This window comes from Sinomonas sp. T428B (genome assembly GCF_056780155.1).
The window spans coordinates 3,581,432-3,596,742 of record NZ_JBRAZR010000001.1; the positions used below are offsets into that span (position 1 = coordinate 3,581,432).

Sequence of the window (15,311 nt, forward strand, 5' to 3'; positions counted from 1 at the left end):
GAGACGCCTTCCGGGAAGACGCGAGACGCCTGATCGTCGCGGAGACGCCCTCGGGGCGTCCTCCTGGCGATGGGCCGTGTCACCATTCGCAGGGAAGGCTCCGGACGCACAGCAAGGGACGATCCGCCCAAGACGGCAGGGCGGGACGAAGCACGGACCGTCAGCCCGGGGGTCGGATCAGCAGCTAGTAGACGCTGCCTTCGAGGAGCTCGGCGAGCCTGCGTGCGGCGCGCCGGAGCTCGGGGACACGGCTCTTGAGGGCGGCCTCGTCGGATGCCTCGACGGGGCTCGTGAGGGAGATCGACTCCGTGCTGGCGCCGCGGGGGTTCGGCACGGCGACGGCGACGGACTGCACGCCCGTCGCGCGCTCGTCGGCGGAGTAGGAGAAGTCCTCGCCCGGCCCGGGGAGCCGGGAGCGCAGCTCCTCGAGCGAGAATCCGTCGGGCTCATGCCCGGCGGCCACCGCGTGCTCGACGACGCCTTCGAGCTCGTCGTCCGCGGCGGAAGCCAGCAGGATCTTGCCGGCGGCCCCGGCGGTGAGGGGCAGCCGCTTGCCGAGCGGGAGGTCGTAGCGCAGGGGCGCCTCGCCGTCGACCCGGGCCACGAGGATCCGTTCGAGCGCGAGCCGCGTGTACAGCGACGCCGTCAGCCCGGTCTGGGAGGCGAGCTGCTGGAGCACGGGCCTGGCCGCCACGACGAGGGGGTCGTTCTCGAGATAGCTCCGCGCAGCAGGGAGCACCGCAGGCCCGATCCGGTACGTCTTGTCGGTCTGGCCGACCATGCCGAAGTCTTGCAGGACCCGCAGGATGCGCAGCGTCGTGGGCAGGCTCATGCCGCACGAGCGTGCGAGGTCGCTCAGGCGCTGGGGGCGGTCCGCTCGCTGGAGCTCCGCGAAGACCTCGAGGGCCCGGGACAGGGAGCGCATGTTCGAGCTCTTCGGCTCCCCGGAAGGGCCCTCAGGCGTCGTCGTCATTCTTTCATTCTATGTAACTCCGAGCACGCGCCGGCCGCCTTGACAGCCCCTGTGGCTCCTGTCACTATTTCTAGCAGCGTAATAGTCTTCCATTCTCTGGAAGATACGTTCATCCCCTGAAAGGCAATCCGGATGACGATGGAGTCAACGAGCACCACTGCACCCACACGGCCGGTTCGTGTGGCCCGCGCGACCCTGGCCGGCATCGCGGCCTTCGCAGCCCTCGGCACCTACGCCGCGGTCGAATCCCTCTCCCTCGGCCTGTGGTCCTCGCTCGGGCCCGGCCCGGGGCTGTTCCCCTTCGCGATGGGGTGCATCCTCGTCTCGATGTCCGGACTCTGGCTCCTGCAGGAGCTGCGGCGACCCAGCGCCCGCGGCGAGGGCGCGGACGGGCGCCTCGTCGCCGCCGTCGTCATCAGCCTCGTGCTGCTGGCGGCCCTGCTGGACATCCTCGGCTTCCAGGTCGGGATGTTCCTGTTCCTGCTCTACCACCTGCGCCTGCGGGGCAAGCGGTCCTGGCCGCTCTCCCTCGTCGTCGCGCTGGCCGGCAGCGTCGGCGCCTTCTATGCCTTCAGCCTCGGCCTCAACGTCGAGCTCCCCACCTCGGCCATCCCCGCACTGAACACGATCGGACTCTGACATGGACACCGTGAACGAGCTGCTCGCGGGCTTCGCCTCCGCCCTGACCCTGCAGAACCTGATCTTCGCCTTCCTCGGCTGCCTCCTGGGCACCGTCATCGGCGTCCTTCCGGGCATCGGGCCCGTGGCCGGCGTCGCGCTCCTCATCCCGCTCACGCTCAACCTCGACGCGACCGGGTCGATCATCATGCTCTGCGCGATCTTCTACGGCACCCAGTACGGCGGGACGATCACGAGCGTCCTGCTCAACACCCCCGGGGAGGCGGCGTCGGCGATCACGACGATCGACGGCTACGCCATGACCCGCATCGGCAAGGCCGGCGTCGCGCTCACCATCGCTGCCCTCGGCTCGTTCGTCGGCGGGACCATCGCCACGCTCGGCCTCGTGGCCGCCGCCAAGCCGCTCGGCGAGGCCGGCCTGCTCATCGGCCCGCCGGAGTTCTTCGCCCTCATGGTGGTCGGCATCTCCCTCCTCGTGGCCCTCGCCGGGAAGTCCATGGTCAAGGCCCTCATCTCCGGAGCGCTGGGCCTGCTCATCGCGATGGTGGGCATCGACCCCGTGGCCGGGGCTCCCCGCTTCACCTTCGGCGCGGACCACCTCCTCGACGGCGTGAGCTTCGTCGCCGTGATCGTGGGCGTCTTCGGCCTCTCCGAGATCCTCGCCTACCGCGCCGGCTCCCAGGCCTCCTCGGTCCACGCCCCCGGCCTCCGCTCCCTGCTGCCGTCCGGATCCGATCTGCGCCGCAGCGCGCCGGCCATGGCCCGCGGCACGGGCATCGGCTTCGGCCTCGGGCTCATCCCGGGCATGACCGGTTCTGTCGCCTCGCTGCTCTCCTACGGGGCGGAGCGGAAGTTCTCCAAGCACCGCCGCGAGCTCGGGAAGGGCGCCGTCGAGGGTGTCGCGGGACCGGAGACCGCCAACAACGCCCACGCCAACGCGGCGCTCATCCCGCTCTTCACGCTCGGCATCCCGGCCTCCCCGACCATCGCCGTGCTCATGGGCGCGTTCCTCCAGCAGGGGCTCACCCCGGGCCCGACCCTCTTCACGGAGCACTCGGAGATCGCGTGGGCCATCATCGCGAGCCTCTTCATCGGCAACCTCCTCCTGCTGCTGCTCAACGTGCCGCTCGTCGGCCTGTGGACCTCGATCCTGCGCGTCCCGGCGCCGATCCTGACGGCCCTGATCCTCCTGTTCATGGTCATCGGCACCTACACGATCAACTTCAGCGTCTTCGACGTCTTCGTCATGATCGCCTTCGGCCTCGTCGGCCTGGCCCTCAGGCACCTGGAGATCCCCCTCGCGCCGATGGTCCTAACCCTCGTCCTGGGCCCCCTCATGGAGCGCTCGCTGCGCGAATCGCTCGAGATCTCCCAGGGCGACTTCGGGGTCTTCGTCGACCGGCCCATCGCAGCGGTCCTCATCGGCCTCGGCCTCCTGATCGTCGTCAGTCCCCTCCTGCGCCTGCGCAAGCCCAAGGCCCTGACGGACGACCCCGAGGTCTGACCCTCACCCCCACTCCCCCACCACCCACGGAAGAAGCAACCATGAAGCGCAAGCATGCCCTCACCGCGGCCGCGGCAGCGGCCCTCATCGCCCTGACCGGCTGCGGAGCGAACGCCGGCGGCGCCGCCAAGGCGGCCGAGGACTTCCCGAAGAAGGGCAAGTCCATCGAGCTCGTCGTCGCGTTCGCCCCCGGCGGCGCCGTCGACACCGCGGCCCGGCTCGTCCAGCCGATCCTCGAGAAGGAGCTGGGGACGAACGTCGAGGTCGTGAACAAGCCCGGCGCCGGCGGCCAGATCGGCTACACGCAGCTCACGAGCGCCAAACCCGACGGCTACACCATCGGCGCGACCGGCTCGCCGTCCGTCGTCGTCTCCCCGCTGGATCCGAGCCGCGGCGCCAAGTACACCCGCGCGAGCTTCCAGCCGCTCGGCCGCCAGGTCGTCGACCCGGCCGCGATCGCCGTCGCCCCCGACAGCCCGTACACGACGCTCGAGGAGCTCTTCGCCGCGGTGAAGGCCGAGCCGAAGTCCCTGACCGCGAGCACCACCGGCCTGCAGACCGGCGAGCACTTCGCCCTCGCCCAGCTCCAGGAGGCCACCGGAGCCGAGTTCGCCCCCGTGCACTTCTCGGAGGGCGCCTCCCAGGCCACCACCGCCTTCCTCGGCAAGCACGTCGACGTCCTCGTCGCGAGTGGCAGCGACGTCACCGAGCTCACCAAGCAGGGCAAGGCCCGGGTCCTCGGCGTCATGTCCGCCGAGCGCTCCCCGTCCCTGCCTGACGTCCCGACCTTCAAGGAGTCCGGCTACGACGTCGAGGCCGCCACAGTGCGCGGCTACTCCGCCCCCGCCGGCCTCCCCGAGGGCATCGCCGCCAAGCTCGAGGCGGCCCTCAAGAAGGCCATCGAGGACCCGGCCGTCGTCGCGAAGATGAACGACCTCGGCCTGCAGACCAGCTACCTCTCCGGCGCCGACTACTCGGCCGTCTGGGCGCAGCAGGAGGAGGACTTCAAGAAGGTCCTCCCCCTCGTCCAGAAGAAGGACTAGCCGCGGCCCGCCCACCGAAAGCGAGACGATCATGACCACCCCCACCGTGCAGAACGCCGACGCCGGCTTCCGGCGCCCCGACCCCGCCGTCGTCGAGCGCCTCGCCAAGCTCCCGGCCGCGAACATCGGCGACGCCATGGACCGGCTCGGCGTGGCCGACTCCGCCATCCAGGCGATCTGGAAGGGGGCCCGCCTGGCGGGCCCGGCGTTCACCGTCTGGACCCGGCCCGGCGACAACCAGGGCATCCACCGCGCCCTGCAGCAGGCCCAGCCGGGGGACGTCATCGTCGTCGCCGGCGGCGGCGACACCTCCCGGGCGCTGCTCGGCGAGCTCATCGGCGAGCGCGCGCTCAACCACCGCATCGCGGGCTTCGCGCTCGACGGCGCGGCGCGCGACGCCGAGACGCTCGGCGAGATCGGCATGCCCGTCTTCGCCCGGGCCACGACCCCCGCCGGCCCCTACAAGGACGGTCCGTCCCGGCTCGGCACGCCCATCGCCTTCGGCGGCGTCCCGGTGCTCCCGGGCGACATCGTCGTGGGCGACTCCGACGGGATCGTCGTCGTCCCGCAGGCCCAGGCCGAAAAGGTCGCCGAGGCCGCCGAGGCGGTCTTCGCCGACGAGACCAGCCGCCGTCGCGCCATCCTCAGCGCCCGCCAGTGACCACAAGGAGAACCTCCATGACATCCTGCGCCGTCATCGGGCTCGGCGAGGCCGGGGCGGTCTACGCCTCGGCCCTCGTCCGGGCCGGCCACACCGTGGCGGGCTTCGACCCCGTCGCCCCCTCCACGCCCGACGGCGTGCGGCGCGCCTCGAGCGCGGCGGACGCCTGCCGCGAGGCCGACGTCGTGCTCGTCCTCACGGGCGCGGCGGCCGCAAGGGCGGTGGCCGCCGAGTGCCTTCCCGTGATGCGCGAGGGCAGCTGCTACGCCGACCTGACGTCATCGTCCCCCGCGACCATGCGCGAGCTCGGCCGCCAGCCGAGCTCGGCCCGGTTCGCCGACGTCGCGATCCTCGGCCCTGTCAGCGCGCTCGGCATCCGGACCCCGCTCATGGCGAGCGGCCCGGGGGCGGCCGACGTCGCTGAGCTCCTCCCGCCGCTCGGCGCGCCCGTCGAGGTGGTCGAGGGCGAGCCCGGCGCCGCCATGGCGCACAAGCTGCTGCGGAGCGTGCTCATGAAGGGGCTCGCCTCGGTCGTGGTCGAGGCCGTCCAGGCCGGGCGCGCGGCGGGGCTCGAGGAATGGATCCGCGGGCAGATCGCGCGGCAGCTCGCCGGCGACGGGCAGGCGGTGATCGACAGGTTCCTCGTCGGCACGGCCAAGCATGCCCTGCGCCGCTCTCGGGAGATGCAGGACACCGCGGCCTACCTGGCCGAGCTCGGCGTGCCCGCCGAGATGACGAACGCCTCCGCGGCGGCGATGGACCGCATGGCCCGCACGCCGGCCGAGAGCACCCCGGCCTTGCCCTAGGGCCATCTCGGGCAGGAGGCTACAGGCAGCTGCGGCCGCACGTCGGCTGAACGTTCGGCCGCAGCTGCCGCGCCCGCCCCGGCGGATTCCATAGCCCCCGATCGACCAACCGAAGGGAACCATGACCGGCATCTGGGCCCTCGCCGCCTACCTCGCGGTGATCCTCGCCTGGACGGTGCTGCTCAGGCGCAGCGTCGGCGAGGCGATGATCCTGGGCTTCCTCGCCGTGCTGCCGTTCACCGGCGAGGAAGCCCTCGCCACGGCGTGGTCCGCCTTCTCGACGGCCGCCACCGACGAGATCGTCTACGCCACCATGGCGTTCGTCTTCATGGGCTACCTGCTCGAGCGGGCCGGCGTCCTGGACCGCCTCATCGACCTGCTGAACTCGCTCCTCGGCGGCCTGCGGGGCGGACCGGCGTACGTCTCGACGGTCGCCTCGGCGGGGCTGGGGAGCATCGTGCACAACCAGGCGGCCATCGCCGCGACCGTGGGCTCCGTGACGATCCCGTGGATGGAGCGCGCCCGCCTGGACAAGCCTGCCGCTGCGACGCTCGTGGCGGGCAACGCCGGGATGGGCATCACCTTCCCCTTCAGCGCGTCGATGTTCGTCCTCGTCGGATCGGCCACTGTCGGCCCGCTCCTGGACGTCAACAGCCTCGTCCTCCCGCTGCTCATCGGAGGCCTGTGGTGCTTCCTCCACCGCCTCATCGTCACGTTCCTGCTCGTGCGCCGCAGCCGCATGGCCCCCTTGGACGCGGCGCACCGGGCGCCCGTGCGGGAGGCGTTCGCCCGCGGCTGGCCGACCCTGCTGCTCTTCGCCGTCGTCGCCCTGCCGCTCGTCCTCACCTCCGGCGCGGTCGCCGAGGCCCTCTCCGAGTGGTCGGGCGTGGCGGTGTCCGGGGCGGTGAGCGTCATCGTCTGGATCCCTGTCGTCCTCATCGTCACCGGCGCCCTCCTGGGCCTGCGGCGGCTCCCCCGCTCGGCGGGCCACTGGCTCAGGTTCCTGCGGCACTCGGCCCCGAGGTTCGGCGTCGTCGGGGTGACCGTCCTCTTCGCGTTCGCGGGCGCGAACGCGCTCGCCGCGACCGGGCTCCCCGGGCAGATGACGGCGCTCCTGGGCGGCCTCGACCTGCCGCTGTGGCTGCTCGCATGCCTCGTCGGGCTCATCGTCATCGCCGTCGCGGCCCCGCTCTCCGCCACCGCGACGATGGCGGCGGTGGGGACGGTCGGCGTCGCGAGCCTCGTCGCCGCGGGCGTGCCGGCGACGACGGCGGCCGTCGCCGTCCTGGTCTTCTCCTCGTGCGAGGCGGCTGTCCCGCCGGGAGGGGCCCCGCTGTACGTCGCCTGCGGGATCGCCGACGTCGACCCGCTGAGGACCTTCGCCCGCCTGATCACCCACTACGCCCTGCCCCTGCTCGCCATCGGAGTCCTCATTGCCCTCGGCGTACTCCCGATCGGAGGATGACATGCGCCAGCTCCGGCGCGCCGTCGGCGCGGTCTTCACCCTGAGCCTCGCCGCCCTGCTGCTGGGCGGGGCCGCCTTCGTGGCCGCGCAGGCCCTCGCCCTGGCGGTGGGCCGCGGCGAGTGGCTCGACGCCCTCGACGCGTGGCTCAAGACCCCCGCCTGCATCGCGGCGTCAGTCTGCGCCGTCGCCGGCTACCTGCTGGGCTACTCCCGCCTGAGCCAGCCCGCGAAGGAGGCCCAGGCACGGTGACCCCGCACCCCCGCTCGCCTGACGACGCCGACAACCCCGGCGACGCTGCTTACCCTGACTACGCCGAGCTGCAGTCCCGGCCAGGACCGCTCGCGGGCACCTCGTGGGAGCTCTTCCCCGAGCCCGGCCGCGGCACCCCCTCCTTCATCGGGCCCGACGCCATCCTCGACGCGCGCGCGTGCATCCGCACCGGAACAGTCTTCGGCCTCGACTACGCCGCCGACGCGTTCGACCCGGGGATGTCCCTCGCCCGCACGCCTCCCCGCCACACGATCTACTCCTCGCACCCCGCCCACCGCGACGACTACCTCGACGGCTACTACCTCCAGGGCTCGACCCAGATCGACGGGCTGCGCCACCGCCGGGCCGACGACGTGGGGTTCTACAACGGCACCCCTGACGAGCGGATCCGCGAGGGAACCCCGGACCTCGGGATCCAGGAATGGGCGGAGCGGCCCATCGCCGGCCGCGCCGTCCTCGCCGACCTCGCGGGCCTTCGGGAGCGCGACGGCAGGCCGATCGACCACGCGGCGGGCGAGGGCCTGGGCCTTGGGCTCATCGAGGCCGCGCTCGAGGCCCAGTCGGCAGCGCTGAGGCCCGGCGACGTCCTCCTCCTGCACACCGGCTGGGCCGAGTGGTTCCTCGCCCTGCCGCCGGAGTCGCGGCTCGAACTGCGCGCTGGCCGGCGCGCGAGCGGGATCCTCCAGTCCAGGGAGTTCGTCCGGTGGGCCTGGGACCACCGGCTGGCGCTCATCGCGGCGGACAACTTCGCGGTCGAGTGCCTCCCGGCCGCGGCGGGCAGCCCGTTCCTCGGCTCTGCGCCGAACGACCGCGGCATGATGCACCAGGAGCTGCTCGCGAAGCTCGGCCTGCCCCTCGGCGAGCTCTGGCGGCTGGGGCCCCTCGCACGCCACCTGCGGGACGTGGGCGCCTGGGACGCGTTCATCACGGTCAAGCCCCTCAACATCACCGGCGCGACGGGCTCCCCCGCGAACGCGACCGCCGTCTGCTAGCGCGCGGCCATCCGCACACCCGACGGCGTCGCCCAGCTCAGAGGCGGGCCCCGGCGTCGTCCATGACATGGTGACACCGCCCACGTTTGGCCGGACAGGCACGCGGGTGGCAGACTGTCACGGCGCTCTGCGCTCCCGCTGGTGGGTCCAGCGGCGCTCCCTGTCCGGAAGTACCGCGAAAGCAGGACCCTCCTTGGTTCAGACATCCCTCGAGCACCCCGGCGCGCCCTCGACCCCGAGCGGGTCCGACGGCGCGCCCCGCCCCACGACGCATCGCAAGGTCATCGGCCTCGCCGTGGCCGGCGCCGTCGGCGGCTTCCTCTTCGGCTTCGACTCCTCCGTGGTCAACGGCGCGGTCGACGCGCTCCAGGCGGGCTTCGCCCTCTCGCATGCCGTGACCGGGTTCGCCGTCGCCGTCGCGCTCCTGGGCTGCGCGGCCGGCTCCTGGCTCGCGGGGGCGGTCGCAGACCGCTACGGGCGCATCCCGGCGATGAAGCTCGGCGCGGCGCTGTTCCTCGTGAGCTCGATCGGCACGGGCTTCGCCGTGGGGCTGTGGGACCTCATCCTGTGGCGGATCGTGGGCGGGCTCGGGATCGGGCTCGCGTCCGTGATCGCGCCGGCGTACATCGCCGAAATCTCGCCGCGGCAGCTGCGCGGCCGGCTGGCCTCGCTCCAGCAGCTCGCGATCACGGCGGGCATCTTCGCGGCTCTGCTCTCCGACGCCGTCCTGGCGACCTCCGCCGGCGGCGCCGACCGGGAGCTGTGGCTCGGCGTCGAGGCGTGGCGGTGGATGTTCGCCGTCGGCGCCGTGCCCGCCGTCGTCTACGGCTGGATCGCGTTCGTGCTGCCGGAGTCGCCGCGCTTCCTCGTGCTGAAGGGCCGCGAAGACGACGCCCGCGCGGTGTTCGCGGAGATCGCCCCGGCCGAGGACGCCGAGCGCTCGCTGCGCGAGATCCGCCAGGCCATCGACGAGGACCGGCTCTCGGAGCGCAAGGGCTCGCTGCGCGGGCCGTCGCTCGGGCTCCAGCCCGTGGTGTGGGTCGGGATCCTGCTCTCGGTGCTCCAGCAGTTCGTGGGCATCAACGTGATCTTCTACTACTCGACCACCCTCTGGAAGGCCGTCGGGTTCCGCGAGGAGGACTCGCTCGCGATCTCCGTCGCGACGTCGGTGACGAACATTCTCGTCACGCTCGTGGCGATCGCGCTCGTGGACCGGATCGGCCGCCGCCCGCTCCTGCTCGCCGGCTCGCTCGGCATGGCCCTCTCGCTCGGGGTCATGGCCGCCGCGTTCTCGACGGCGAGCTCGCACGGCGGGGAACTGTCGCTCGACGGCGCGTGGGGGCCGGTCGCGCTCGTCGCCGCGAACGTGTTCGTGGTGAGCTTCGGCGCGTCGTGGGGGCCGATCGTGTGGGTCCTGCTCGGCGAGATCTTCCCGGCCGCGATCCGGGCGCGCGCCCTCGGGCTGGCGGCGGCGGCGCAGTGGGTCGCGAACTTCCTCATCACCGTGAGCTTCCCGCCGATGGCCGCCTGGTCCCTGCCCGTGACGTACGCCCTGTACGCGGCGTTCGCGGCGGGTTCGTTCGTGTTCGTCATGGCGCGCGTGCCCGAGACGAACGGCATGTCCCTCGAGCAGGCCGAGACCCTTTTCGTGCAGAAGAACTCGGCCCGGACCCGCTAGCTGCGGCCCCGGCTTTCGGGGGCGCACGACGGCGGGCGGCGGCCGAAACCTACGCGAGAGGCCCCCGGCGGTAGCCGGGGGCCTCTCGCGTGCGTGGCGGTCACGTGCAGCGCTGGTGCGTGACGCCGAACGGGACGCTTTCGTCGAAGGCAACCGTGTACTGCCCGGGCTCCTCACGGGTGACGAGGATGCCGCAGCAGGGGTTGGCGAGGGCGCGCTCCTGGAGCGTGCCGATGGCGGATCCGAGCACGGAATCGAGCTCGCGCGCAGAGTCGACGACGACGGTCAGCGCGTCGTGCTGGTGTCGGCTGTGGGACATGAACATCTCCTTGCTACAACTTTCAACCGACAACCTTAGTTGCACACTAATTTGTCCGACAACTTAATTTATGCGCGCCACGCCGTTCCCGTCCGACATCTGTCGCACGATCCCTGTGACGATCAAGACACTCTGTATGGTCAGGACCACATTCAGGGGGCTGTAGCCTAGAAAAGGCCCTGTTAGGGGCATCACATTTGAAGGCACCACTGCGAAGGTCTGCGCACTATGACTACGCCCAACACCCCCAGGGTCCCGTCTGCCGGCTCAGCGTCGAGCCACCTCGACGAGCCCCACCTCTCCCGCGGCCTGTCCAACCGGCACATCCAGCTGTTGGCGATCGGCGGCGCCATCGGAACCGGCCTGTTCATGGGCTCCGGCAAGACCATCTCGGTCGCCGGCCCCTCGGTGATCTTCGTCTACATGATCATCGGCTTCATGCTCTTCTTCGTCATGCGCGCCATGGGCGAGCTGCTGCTGAGCAACCTCAACTACAAGTCCTTCAGCGACTTCGCCGGGGACCTCCTCGGCCCGTGGGCCAGCTTCTTCACCGGCTGGACCTACTGGTTCTGCTGGGTGGTCACGGGCGTCGCGGACGTCATCGCGATCGCCGGCTACGCGAACGAGCTCTGGCCCGGCATCCCCCTGTGGGTCCCCGGCCTCGCCACGATCGTGATCCTCCTCGCCCTGAACCTGCCCACAGTCAAGGCGTTCGGCGAGGTCGAGTTCTGGTTCGCGCTCATCAAGATCGTCGCGATCCTGGCCCTCATCGTCACGGGCCTGTACATGATCTTCTCGGGCTTCACCTCCTCGGCGGGCACGGCCTCGTTCTCCAACCTGTGGCAGCACGGCGGCTTCTTCCCGAAGGAGTTCATGGGCTTCGTGGCCGGCTTCCAGATCGCCGTCTTCGCGTTCGTGGGCATCGAGCTCGTGGGCACCGCCGCGGCCGAGACCAAGAACCCGGAGCGCAATCTGCCCAAGGCCATCAACGCGATCCCGGTCCGCGTGGGCCTGTTCTACGTGGGCGCGCTCATCATCCTCATGTCGGTCACGCCGTGGACCGAGTTCATGGCCGGGCACTCGCCGTTCATCGGCATGTTCTCGCTCGCGGGCCTCGGCGCGGCGGCGACGATCGTCAACCTCGTGGTCCTGACCTCGGCGATGTCGAGCGCGAACTCGGGCATCTACTCGACCTCGCGCATGGTCTTCGGCCTCGCCATGGAGGGCGACGCGCCGTCGGTCTTCGGCAGGCTCTCGTCCCGCAAGGTCCCGCAGAACGCGCTGTTCCTCTCGTGCGTCCTGCTGCTCTCCGGCATCGTGCTCCTCTACGCGGGCAAGAGCATCGGCGCGGCGTTCGACATGGTCACGACCGTCTCCGCCGTCTGCTTCATGTTCGTGTGGTCGATCATCCTCGCGAGCTACCTCGTCTACCTCAAGCGCCGCCCCGAGCTGCACGCGGCCTCGACGTACAAGATGCCGGGCGGCCGGGTCATGGTGTGGACCGTGTTCGCGTTCTTCGGCTTCCTCGTCTGGGCGCTGACCACGCAGCCGGACACCCTCACGGCGCTGCTCGTGACGCCGATCTGGTTCGCCGTCCTCTTCGTCGCGTGGCAGGTCGTCAAGAAGTCCCCGCTGCACCAGGCCCGCATCGCCAGCCACCGCGAGGTCCTGCAGGAGGAGGCGAAGGTCACCGCCTGACCCAGCATCCGTTCCTGGGTACGCACGACGGCGGGTGCCGGCTCTCATGGGCCGGCCACCCGCCGTCGTGCTTCTGTGAGGCACCTGCTCCGTCCAGCCGGGCCGAGGCCGCATCATGGGCGGTATGAGGAGCACCGGGCCGCCCCGGCGGCCGCCCAGGGACCGCGGCGCAATCACTCTGGGCCTGCGCCAGAACGCTGCCCAGTTCACGCTCCTCGTGGCCGTCAACGCCTTCGTCGGCGGGACCCTCGGGCAGGAGCGCACCGTGCTGCCCCTCCTGGCCGAGGACGACTTCCGGCTCGAGGGGCACACCGCCGCCCTGACGTACATCCTCGCGTTCGGCGTCGCCAAGGCCGCCACCAACTACGTTGCCGGAGCCCTCGCCGACCGCTACGGCCGCAAGCCCGTCCTCGTGGCAGGCTGGCTCGTCGCCGTCCCCGTCCCCCTCCTCCTGATCCTCGGGCCCTCGTGGGGCTGGGTCGTCGCGGCCAACGTCATCCTCGGCATCAGCCAAGGCCTGACCTGGTCCACGACCGTGGTGATGAAGATGGACCTCGTCGGCCCCGAGCAGCGAGGCCTGGCCATGGGCCTGAACGAGGCGGCCGGATACCTCGGTGTTGCCGGCACGGCGCTCGCCACGGGATACATTGCGTCCACCGCCGGGCTCCGCCCCGGCCCGTTCCTGCTCGGCGCCGCGTTCATCGCCGTCGGCCTGGGCCTGTCCGTCCTGGCCGTCCGCGAGACGCGCCATCACGTCAGGGCAGAGGCCGCCGCCCACGCCCCTCGACATGTCGGGGTGGCGGACCTGTCCGACCGCGAGGTCTTCGCCCTGACCAGCTTCCGGGACAGGTCGCTCTCCTCCGTCAGCCAGGCGGGCATGGTCAACAACCTCAACGACGGACTGGCCTGGGGACTCTTCCCCCTCCTGTTCGCGGCGGCGGGGCTCGGCCCCGACCGCATCGGCATCCTCGCTGCCGTCTACCCCGCGGTCTGGGGCGCGGGGCAGCTCGTGACCGGCGCCCTCTCGGATCGGGTGGGCCGGAAGCCGCTCATCGTGGCCGGGATGCTGGTCCAGGCCGGGGCGCTCGCGATGGTGGCCGTGGGTCGAGACTTCGCTGTCTGGGTCGCCGCCTCCGCCCTGCTCGGCGCGGGCACGGCCATGGTTTACCCCACCCTGCTGGCGGCCATCGGCGACGTGGCCCACCCGCGCTGGCGTGCGCGCTCGGTGGGCGTCTACAGGCTCTGGCGCGACGGCGGCTTCGCCGTGGGCGCCCTGCTCTCCGGCATCACCGCGGATGCTTTCGGCATCCCCGCGGCCATCGGCATCGTCGCCGTCCTCACCGCGGCCTCCGGCATCCTCGTCGCCCTGCGGATGCGCGGAAGCGCGGCTAAGGTGGGCCCATGAGCCGCTTCGCGCCCCGCACCACCCCGGCCCTGGATCCCGACGACGCCGCCGCGCTCGGGCGGGCGCTGGCCGCGCAGGACGTCTCCGTGTTCGTCGACGGGACCGCGCACCGGCTCACCCCGGAGGCGGACGCGGCGGTCAAGGACCTGCTCGGGCGCCTGGCCCGCGGAGAGGCGGTCACGGTGAGCAGCGCCGAGCCGCTCCTGACCGTCGCGCAGGCCGCCGAGCTCGCGGGCGTGAGCCACACCTACGTGCGCAAGCTGACAGACCTCGGCACGTGGCCCGTCGAGTACCGGGGCTCGCACCGGCGCATCCGGCGCGAGGACGTGCTCGCGTGGCTCGAGGGGCAGAAGGGCCCGCGCAAGGGCGGGCCCGCCGTCGGCGAGGCCTGAGCCCGAGGCCATCCGCTACTGAGGCCTCAGATCCGGGGGCGGCCGGCCCAGCGGCGGGCCTTGAGCGCGAGGTGCAGCTCCTGCCGCACCCTGCCTGAGAGCGGCTCGGCGCGGATCACCTTCCGCACGCGGGCGAGCCGGTGGTAGACGGTCGAGCGGTGCACGTGCAGCCGGTCCGCGACGGTCTGCACGGCCCCGTCGCTGTCGTAGAGCATCTCGAGCACGGGCAGGAGCTCGCCGTTGCGGTCCTCGGCCTCGAGCAGCGAGAAGTACACGCTCGTCGGCTCGGCTGCCAGCGTCCCCATGAGCTGGTAGGCGCCGACACTGCGCACGTCCACGAGCTCGCCGAGCTCGGGGTCCACGGCGGCCGCCTGCGCGGCGAGGCGCGCCTGCGCCGTGGCCTCGGGCAGCGCCTTGACGGCGGAGAACGGCTCGCTGATGCCCACGAGCACGCGCCCGGCCGGCCGCCCCGAGCGCTTCGCGAGCTCCCGCTCGTAGTGGGTGAGGACGGCGGCGTGGCTCGCCCGGGCGCTCGTCGCGGCGAAGAGGACGACGGCGTGCGTCTCGGTCCCCGCGGTGAACAGGGCCGGGTCGATGCCGGCGGTGGCCTGCATCGCGGCCGTGCTCGTCGCGACGGTCGCCGCCTGCGGGTCCTCGGGCGTGACGCCGTCGGGGTCCAGGAGGACGGCGACCTGCCATGGGGCGCGGCCGTGCATCTCGCGCCATCCGGAGATGGCCGCCTGAGCGCCGCGGTCCCCCGCGGCGGCGGCCAGGAACTCGGCCTCGCGCCCGCGCCGGTGCGCGGACTCCGCGGTGTTGGACTCCAGGAGCAGCCCCGCGAGCAGCTCGAGCTCGAGCCGCACGGCCGGCAGGGCCGCGAGGATCGCCGCCGCGCCGTCCTCCTCGGGCCCCTGCAGGATCCAGAGGTAGCCGACCCGGAACCCCCGCACGAGCAGCGGCACGCACACGCGCCCGTACATGCCGAGGGCCGGGTTCGCCGGGACGGTCACGGGCCGCACGGCGGTCGCGATGCCGTGCGAGAGCTGCCACGCCTGGATGTCCGGCGGCAGGCGCTTGGAGAGGAGGAACCGCACGCGCGCCGGGTCCGCTTGGGGCTGGTTGGACGAGTAGGCGATGAGCACGCCGTCGAGGTCCTCGACGCTCAGCCCCCGCCCCAGCTTGGCCGCCGCCTCTTCCACCAGTTCCTCGACGCCGTGCCGCATGCCGTTCAGCATACGTCCGCGGGGGACCCGGCCGCGTCCACACGAGGCGACATTTGCCGCCGTAGGCCGCGACAGTTGTCTGATGCACGATGGCGCGATCCCCAGAATTCCGGGCTTCTCGCCTCGGGTGGGCGGCGGCGGCCGTATGGCGCCCCTCACACCGGATCTACGCTGGAGACACGGGCTGACGCCCCTCGCGCAGGCCGGCCGGACAGGCCGGAACCCCACGGAAAGCATCGGAG

The 15,311-nt window shown here is 72.1% G+C and carries 15 protein-coding genes; 12 read left to right on the forward strand and 3 right to left on the reverse strand.

Annotation, left to right across the window (positions count from 1 at the left end; translation table 11 throughout):
- Nucleotides 1-184 precede the first annotated feature (184 nt).
- Complete coding sequence (locus ACUYMY_RS16565) at nt 185-973, reverse strand: IclR family transcriptional regulator (protein WP_481704617.1); 789 nt, start codon at nt 971-973, stop codon at nt 185-187.
- Between the two features lie 132 nt (nt 974-1,105).
- Here ACUYMY_RS16565 and ACUYMY_RS16570 point away from each other — a divergent pair, with 132 nt between their 5' ends.
- The 9 genes from ACUYMY_RS16570 (at nt 1,106) to ACUYMY_RS16610 (ending at nt 10,032) form a co-directional block, all read left to right on the forward strand.
- Nucleotides 1,106-1,612, forward strand: coding sequence for a tripartite tricarboxylate transporter TctB family protein (locus ACUYMY_RS16570; protein ID WP_481704618.1), 507 nt, complete (start codon nt 1,106-1,108; stop codon nt 1,610-1,612).
- Nucleotide 1,613: 1 nt separating this feature from the next.
- Nucleotides 1,614-3,116 (forward strand): tripartite tricarboxylate transporter permease, encoded by a 1,503-nt coding sequence (locus tag ACUYMY_RS16575; protein WP_481704619.1) that lies wholly within the window; start codon nt 1,614-1,616, stop codon nt 3,114-3,116.
- A 41-nt stretch (nt 3,117-3,157) separates the two neighbouring features.
- Nucleotides 3,158-4,159, forward strand: coding sequence for a tripartite tricarboxylate transporter substrate binding protein (locus tag ACUYMY_RS16580; RefSeq protein ID WP_481704620.1), 1,002 nt, complete (start codon nt 3,158-3,160; stop codon nt 4,157-4,159).
- A gap of 31 nt (nt 4,160-4,190) precedes the next feature.
- Nucleotides 4,191-4,820, forward strand: coding sequence for an RraA family protein (locus ACUYMY_RS16585; protein ID WP_481704621.1), 630 nt, complete (start codon nt 4,191-4,193; stop codon nt 4,818-4,820).
- A 17-nt stretch (nt 4,821-4,837) separates the two neighbouring features.
- Nucleotides 4,838-5,626: an NAD(P)-binding domain-containing protein gene (locus ACUYMY_RS16590; RefSeq protein WP_481704622.1), complete on the forward strand. Its 789-nt coding sequence runs from the start codon at nt 4,838-4,840 to the stop codon at nt 5,624-5,626.
- Between the two features lie 121 nt (nt 5,627-5,747).
- On the forward strand, nt 5,748-7,091 hold the full coding sequence (locus ACUYMY_RS16595; protein WP_481704623.1) for a TRAP transporter large permease subunit: 1,344 nt from the start codon (nt 5,748-5,750) through the stop codon (nt 7,089-7,091).
- Nucleotide 7,092: 1 nt separating this feature from the next.
- Complete coding sequence (locus tag ACUYMY_RS16600; protein WP_481704624.1) at nt 7,093-7,341, forward strand: hypothetical protein; 249 nt, start codon at nt 7,093-7,095, stop codon at nt 7,339-7,341.
- Nucleotides 7,338-8,354, forward strand: coding sequence for a cyclase family protein (locus tag ACUYMY_RS16605; RefSeq protein WP_481704625.1), 1,017 nt, complete (start codon nt 7,338-7,340; stop codon nt 8,352-8,354). The genes ACUYMY_RS16600 and ACUYMY_RS16605 overlap by 4 nt, the downstream gene beginning before the upstream one ends.
- A 283-nt stretch (nt 8,355-8,637) precedes the next feature.
- On the forward strand, nt 8,638-10,032 hold the full coding sequence (locus ACUYMY_RS16610; RefSeq protein WP_481705084.1) for a sugar porter family MFS transporter: 1,395 nt from the start codon (nt 8,638-8,640) through the stop codon (nt 10,030-10,032).
- A gap of 100 nt (nt 10,033-10,132) precedes the next feature.
- Here ACUYMY_RS16610 and ACUYMY_RS16615 read toward each other — a convergent pair whose 3' ends face one another.
- Nucleotides 10,133-10,351 (reverse strand): hypothetical protein, encoded by a 219-nt coding sequence (locus tag ACUYMY_RS16615; RefSeq protein WP_481704626.1) that lies wholly within the window; start codon nt 10,349-10,351, stop codon nt 10,133-10,135.
- A 228-nt stretch (nt 10,352-10,579) separates the two neighbouring features.
- Here ACUYMY_RS16615 and ACUYMY_RS16620 point away from each other — a divergent pair, with 228 nt between their 5' ends.
- From ACUYMY_RS16620 to ACUYMY_RS16630, 3 genes are all read left to right on the forward strand, one after another.
- A complete protein-coding gene (locus ACUYMY_RS16620) occupies nt 10,580-12,049 on the forward strand; it encodes an amino acid permease (protein ID WP_481704627.1) in 1,470 nt (489 codons plus the stop codon).
- Nucleotides 12,050-12,173: 124 nt separating this feature from the next.
- Complete coding sequence (locus tag ACUYMY_RS16625; RefSeq protein ID WP_481704628.1) at nt 12,174-13,454, forward strand: MFS transporter; 1,281 nt, start codon at nt 12,174-12,176, stop codon at nt 13,452-13,454.
- Nucleotides 13,451-13,846, forward strand: a complete 396-nt coding sequence (locus ACUYMY_RS16630) for a helix-turn-helix domain-containing protein (RefSeq protein WP_481704629.1) — start codon at nt 13,451-13,453, stop codon at nt 13,844-13,846. Before ACUYMY_RS16625 ends, ACUYMY_RS16630 begins: the two co-directional genes overlap by 4 nt.
- Nucleotides 13,847-13,872: 26 nt before the next feature.
- Here ACUYMY_RS16630 and ACUYMY_RS16635 read toward each other — a convergent pair whose 3' ends face one another.
- Complete coding sequence (locus ACUYMY_RS16635; protein ID WP_481704630.1) at nt 13,873-15,069, reverse strand: PucR family transcriptional regulator; 1,197 nt, start codon at nt 15,067-15,069, stop codon at nt 13,873-13,875.
- Nucleotides 15,070-15,311: the final 242 nt, after the last annotated feature.

Bases quoted from the DNA above. Each gene is read 5' to 3' on its own strand.
- ACUYMY_RS16565 (WP_481704617.1), bottom strand. From the start codon at position 973: ATGACGACGACGCCTGAGGGCCCTTCCGGGGAGCCGAAGAGCTCGAAC.
- ACUYMY_RS16570 (WP_481704618.1), top strand. From the start codon at position 1,106: ATGACGATGGAGTCAACGAGCACCACTGCACCCACACGGCCGGTTCGT.
- ACUYMY_RS16575 (WP_481704619.1), top strand. From the start codon at position 1,614: ATGGACACCGTGAACGAGCTGCTCGCGGGCTTCGCCTCCGCCCTGACC.
- ACUYMY_RS16580 (WP_481704620.1), top strand. From the start codon at position 3,158: ATGAAGCGCAAGCATGCCCTCACCGCGGCCGCGGCAGCGGCCCTCATC.
- ACUYMY_RS16585 (WP_481704621.1), top strand. From the start codon at position 4,191: ATGACCACCCCCACCGTGCAGAACGCCGACGCCGGCTTCCGGCGCCCC.
- ACUYMY_RS16590 (WP_481704622.1), top strand. From the start codon at position 4,838: ATGACATCCTGCGCCGTCATCGGGCTCGGCGAGGCCGGGGCGGTCTAC.
- ACUYMY_RS16595 (WP_481704623.1), top strand. From the start codon at position 5,748: ATGACCGGCATCTGGGCCCTCGCCGCCTACCTCGCGGTGATCCTCGCC.
- ACUYMY_RS16600 (WP_481704624.1), top strand. From the start codon at position 7,093: ATGCGCCAGCTCCGGCGCGCCGTCGGCGCGGTCTTCACCCTGAGCCTC.
- ACUYMY_RS16615 (WP_481704626.1), bottom strand. From the start codon at position 10,351: ATGTCCCACAGCCGACACCAGCACGACGCGCTGACCGTCGTCGTCGAC.
- ACUYMY_RS16620 (WP_481704627.1), top strand. From the start codon at position 10,580: ATGACTACGCCCAACACCCCCAGGGTCCCGTCTGCCGGCTCAGCGTCG.
- ACUYMY_RS16625 (WP_481704628.1), top strand. From the start codon at position 12,174: ATGAGGAGCACCGGGCCGCCCCGGCGGCCGCCCAGGGACCGCGGCGCA.
- ACUYMY_RS16630 (WP_481704629.1), top strand. From the start codon at position 13,451: ATGAGCCGCTTCGCGCCCCGCACCACCCCGGCCCTGGATCCCGACGAC.
- ACUYMY_RS16635 (WP_481704630.1), bottom strand. From the start codon at position 15,069: ATGCGGCACGGCGTCGAGGAACTGGTGGAAGAGGCGGCGGCCAAGCTG.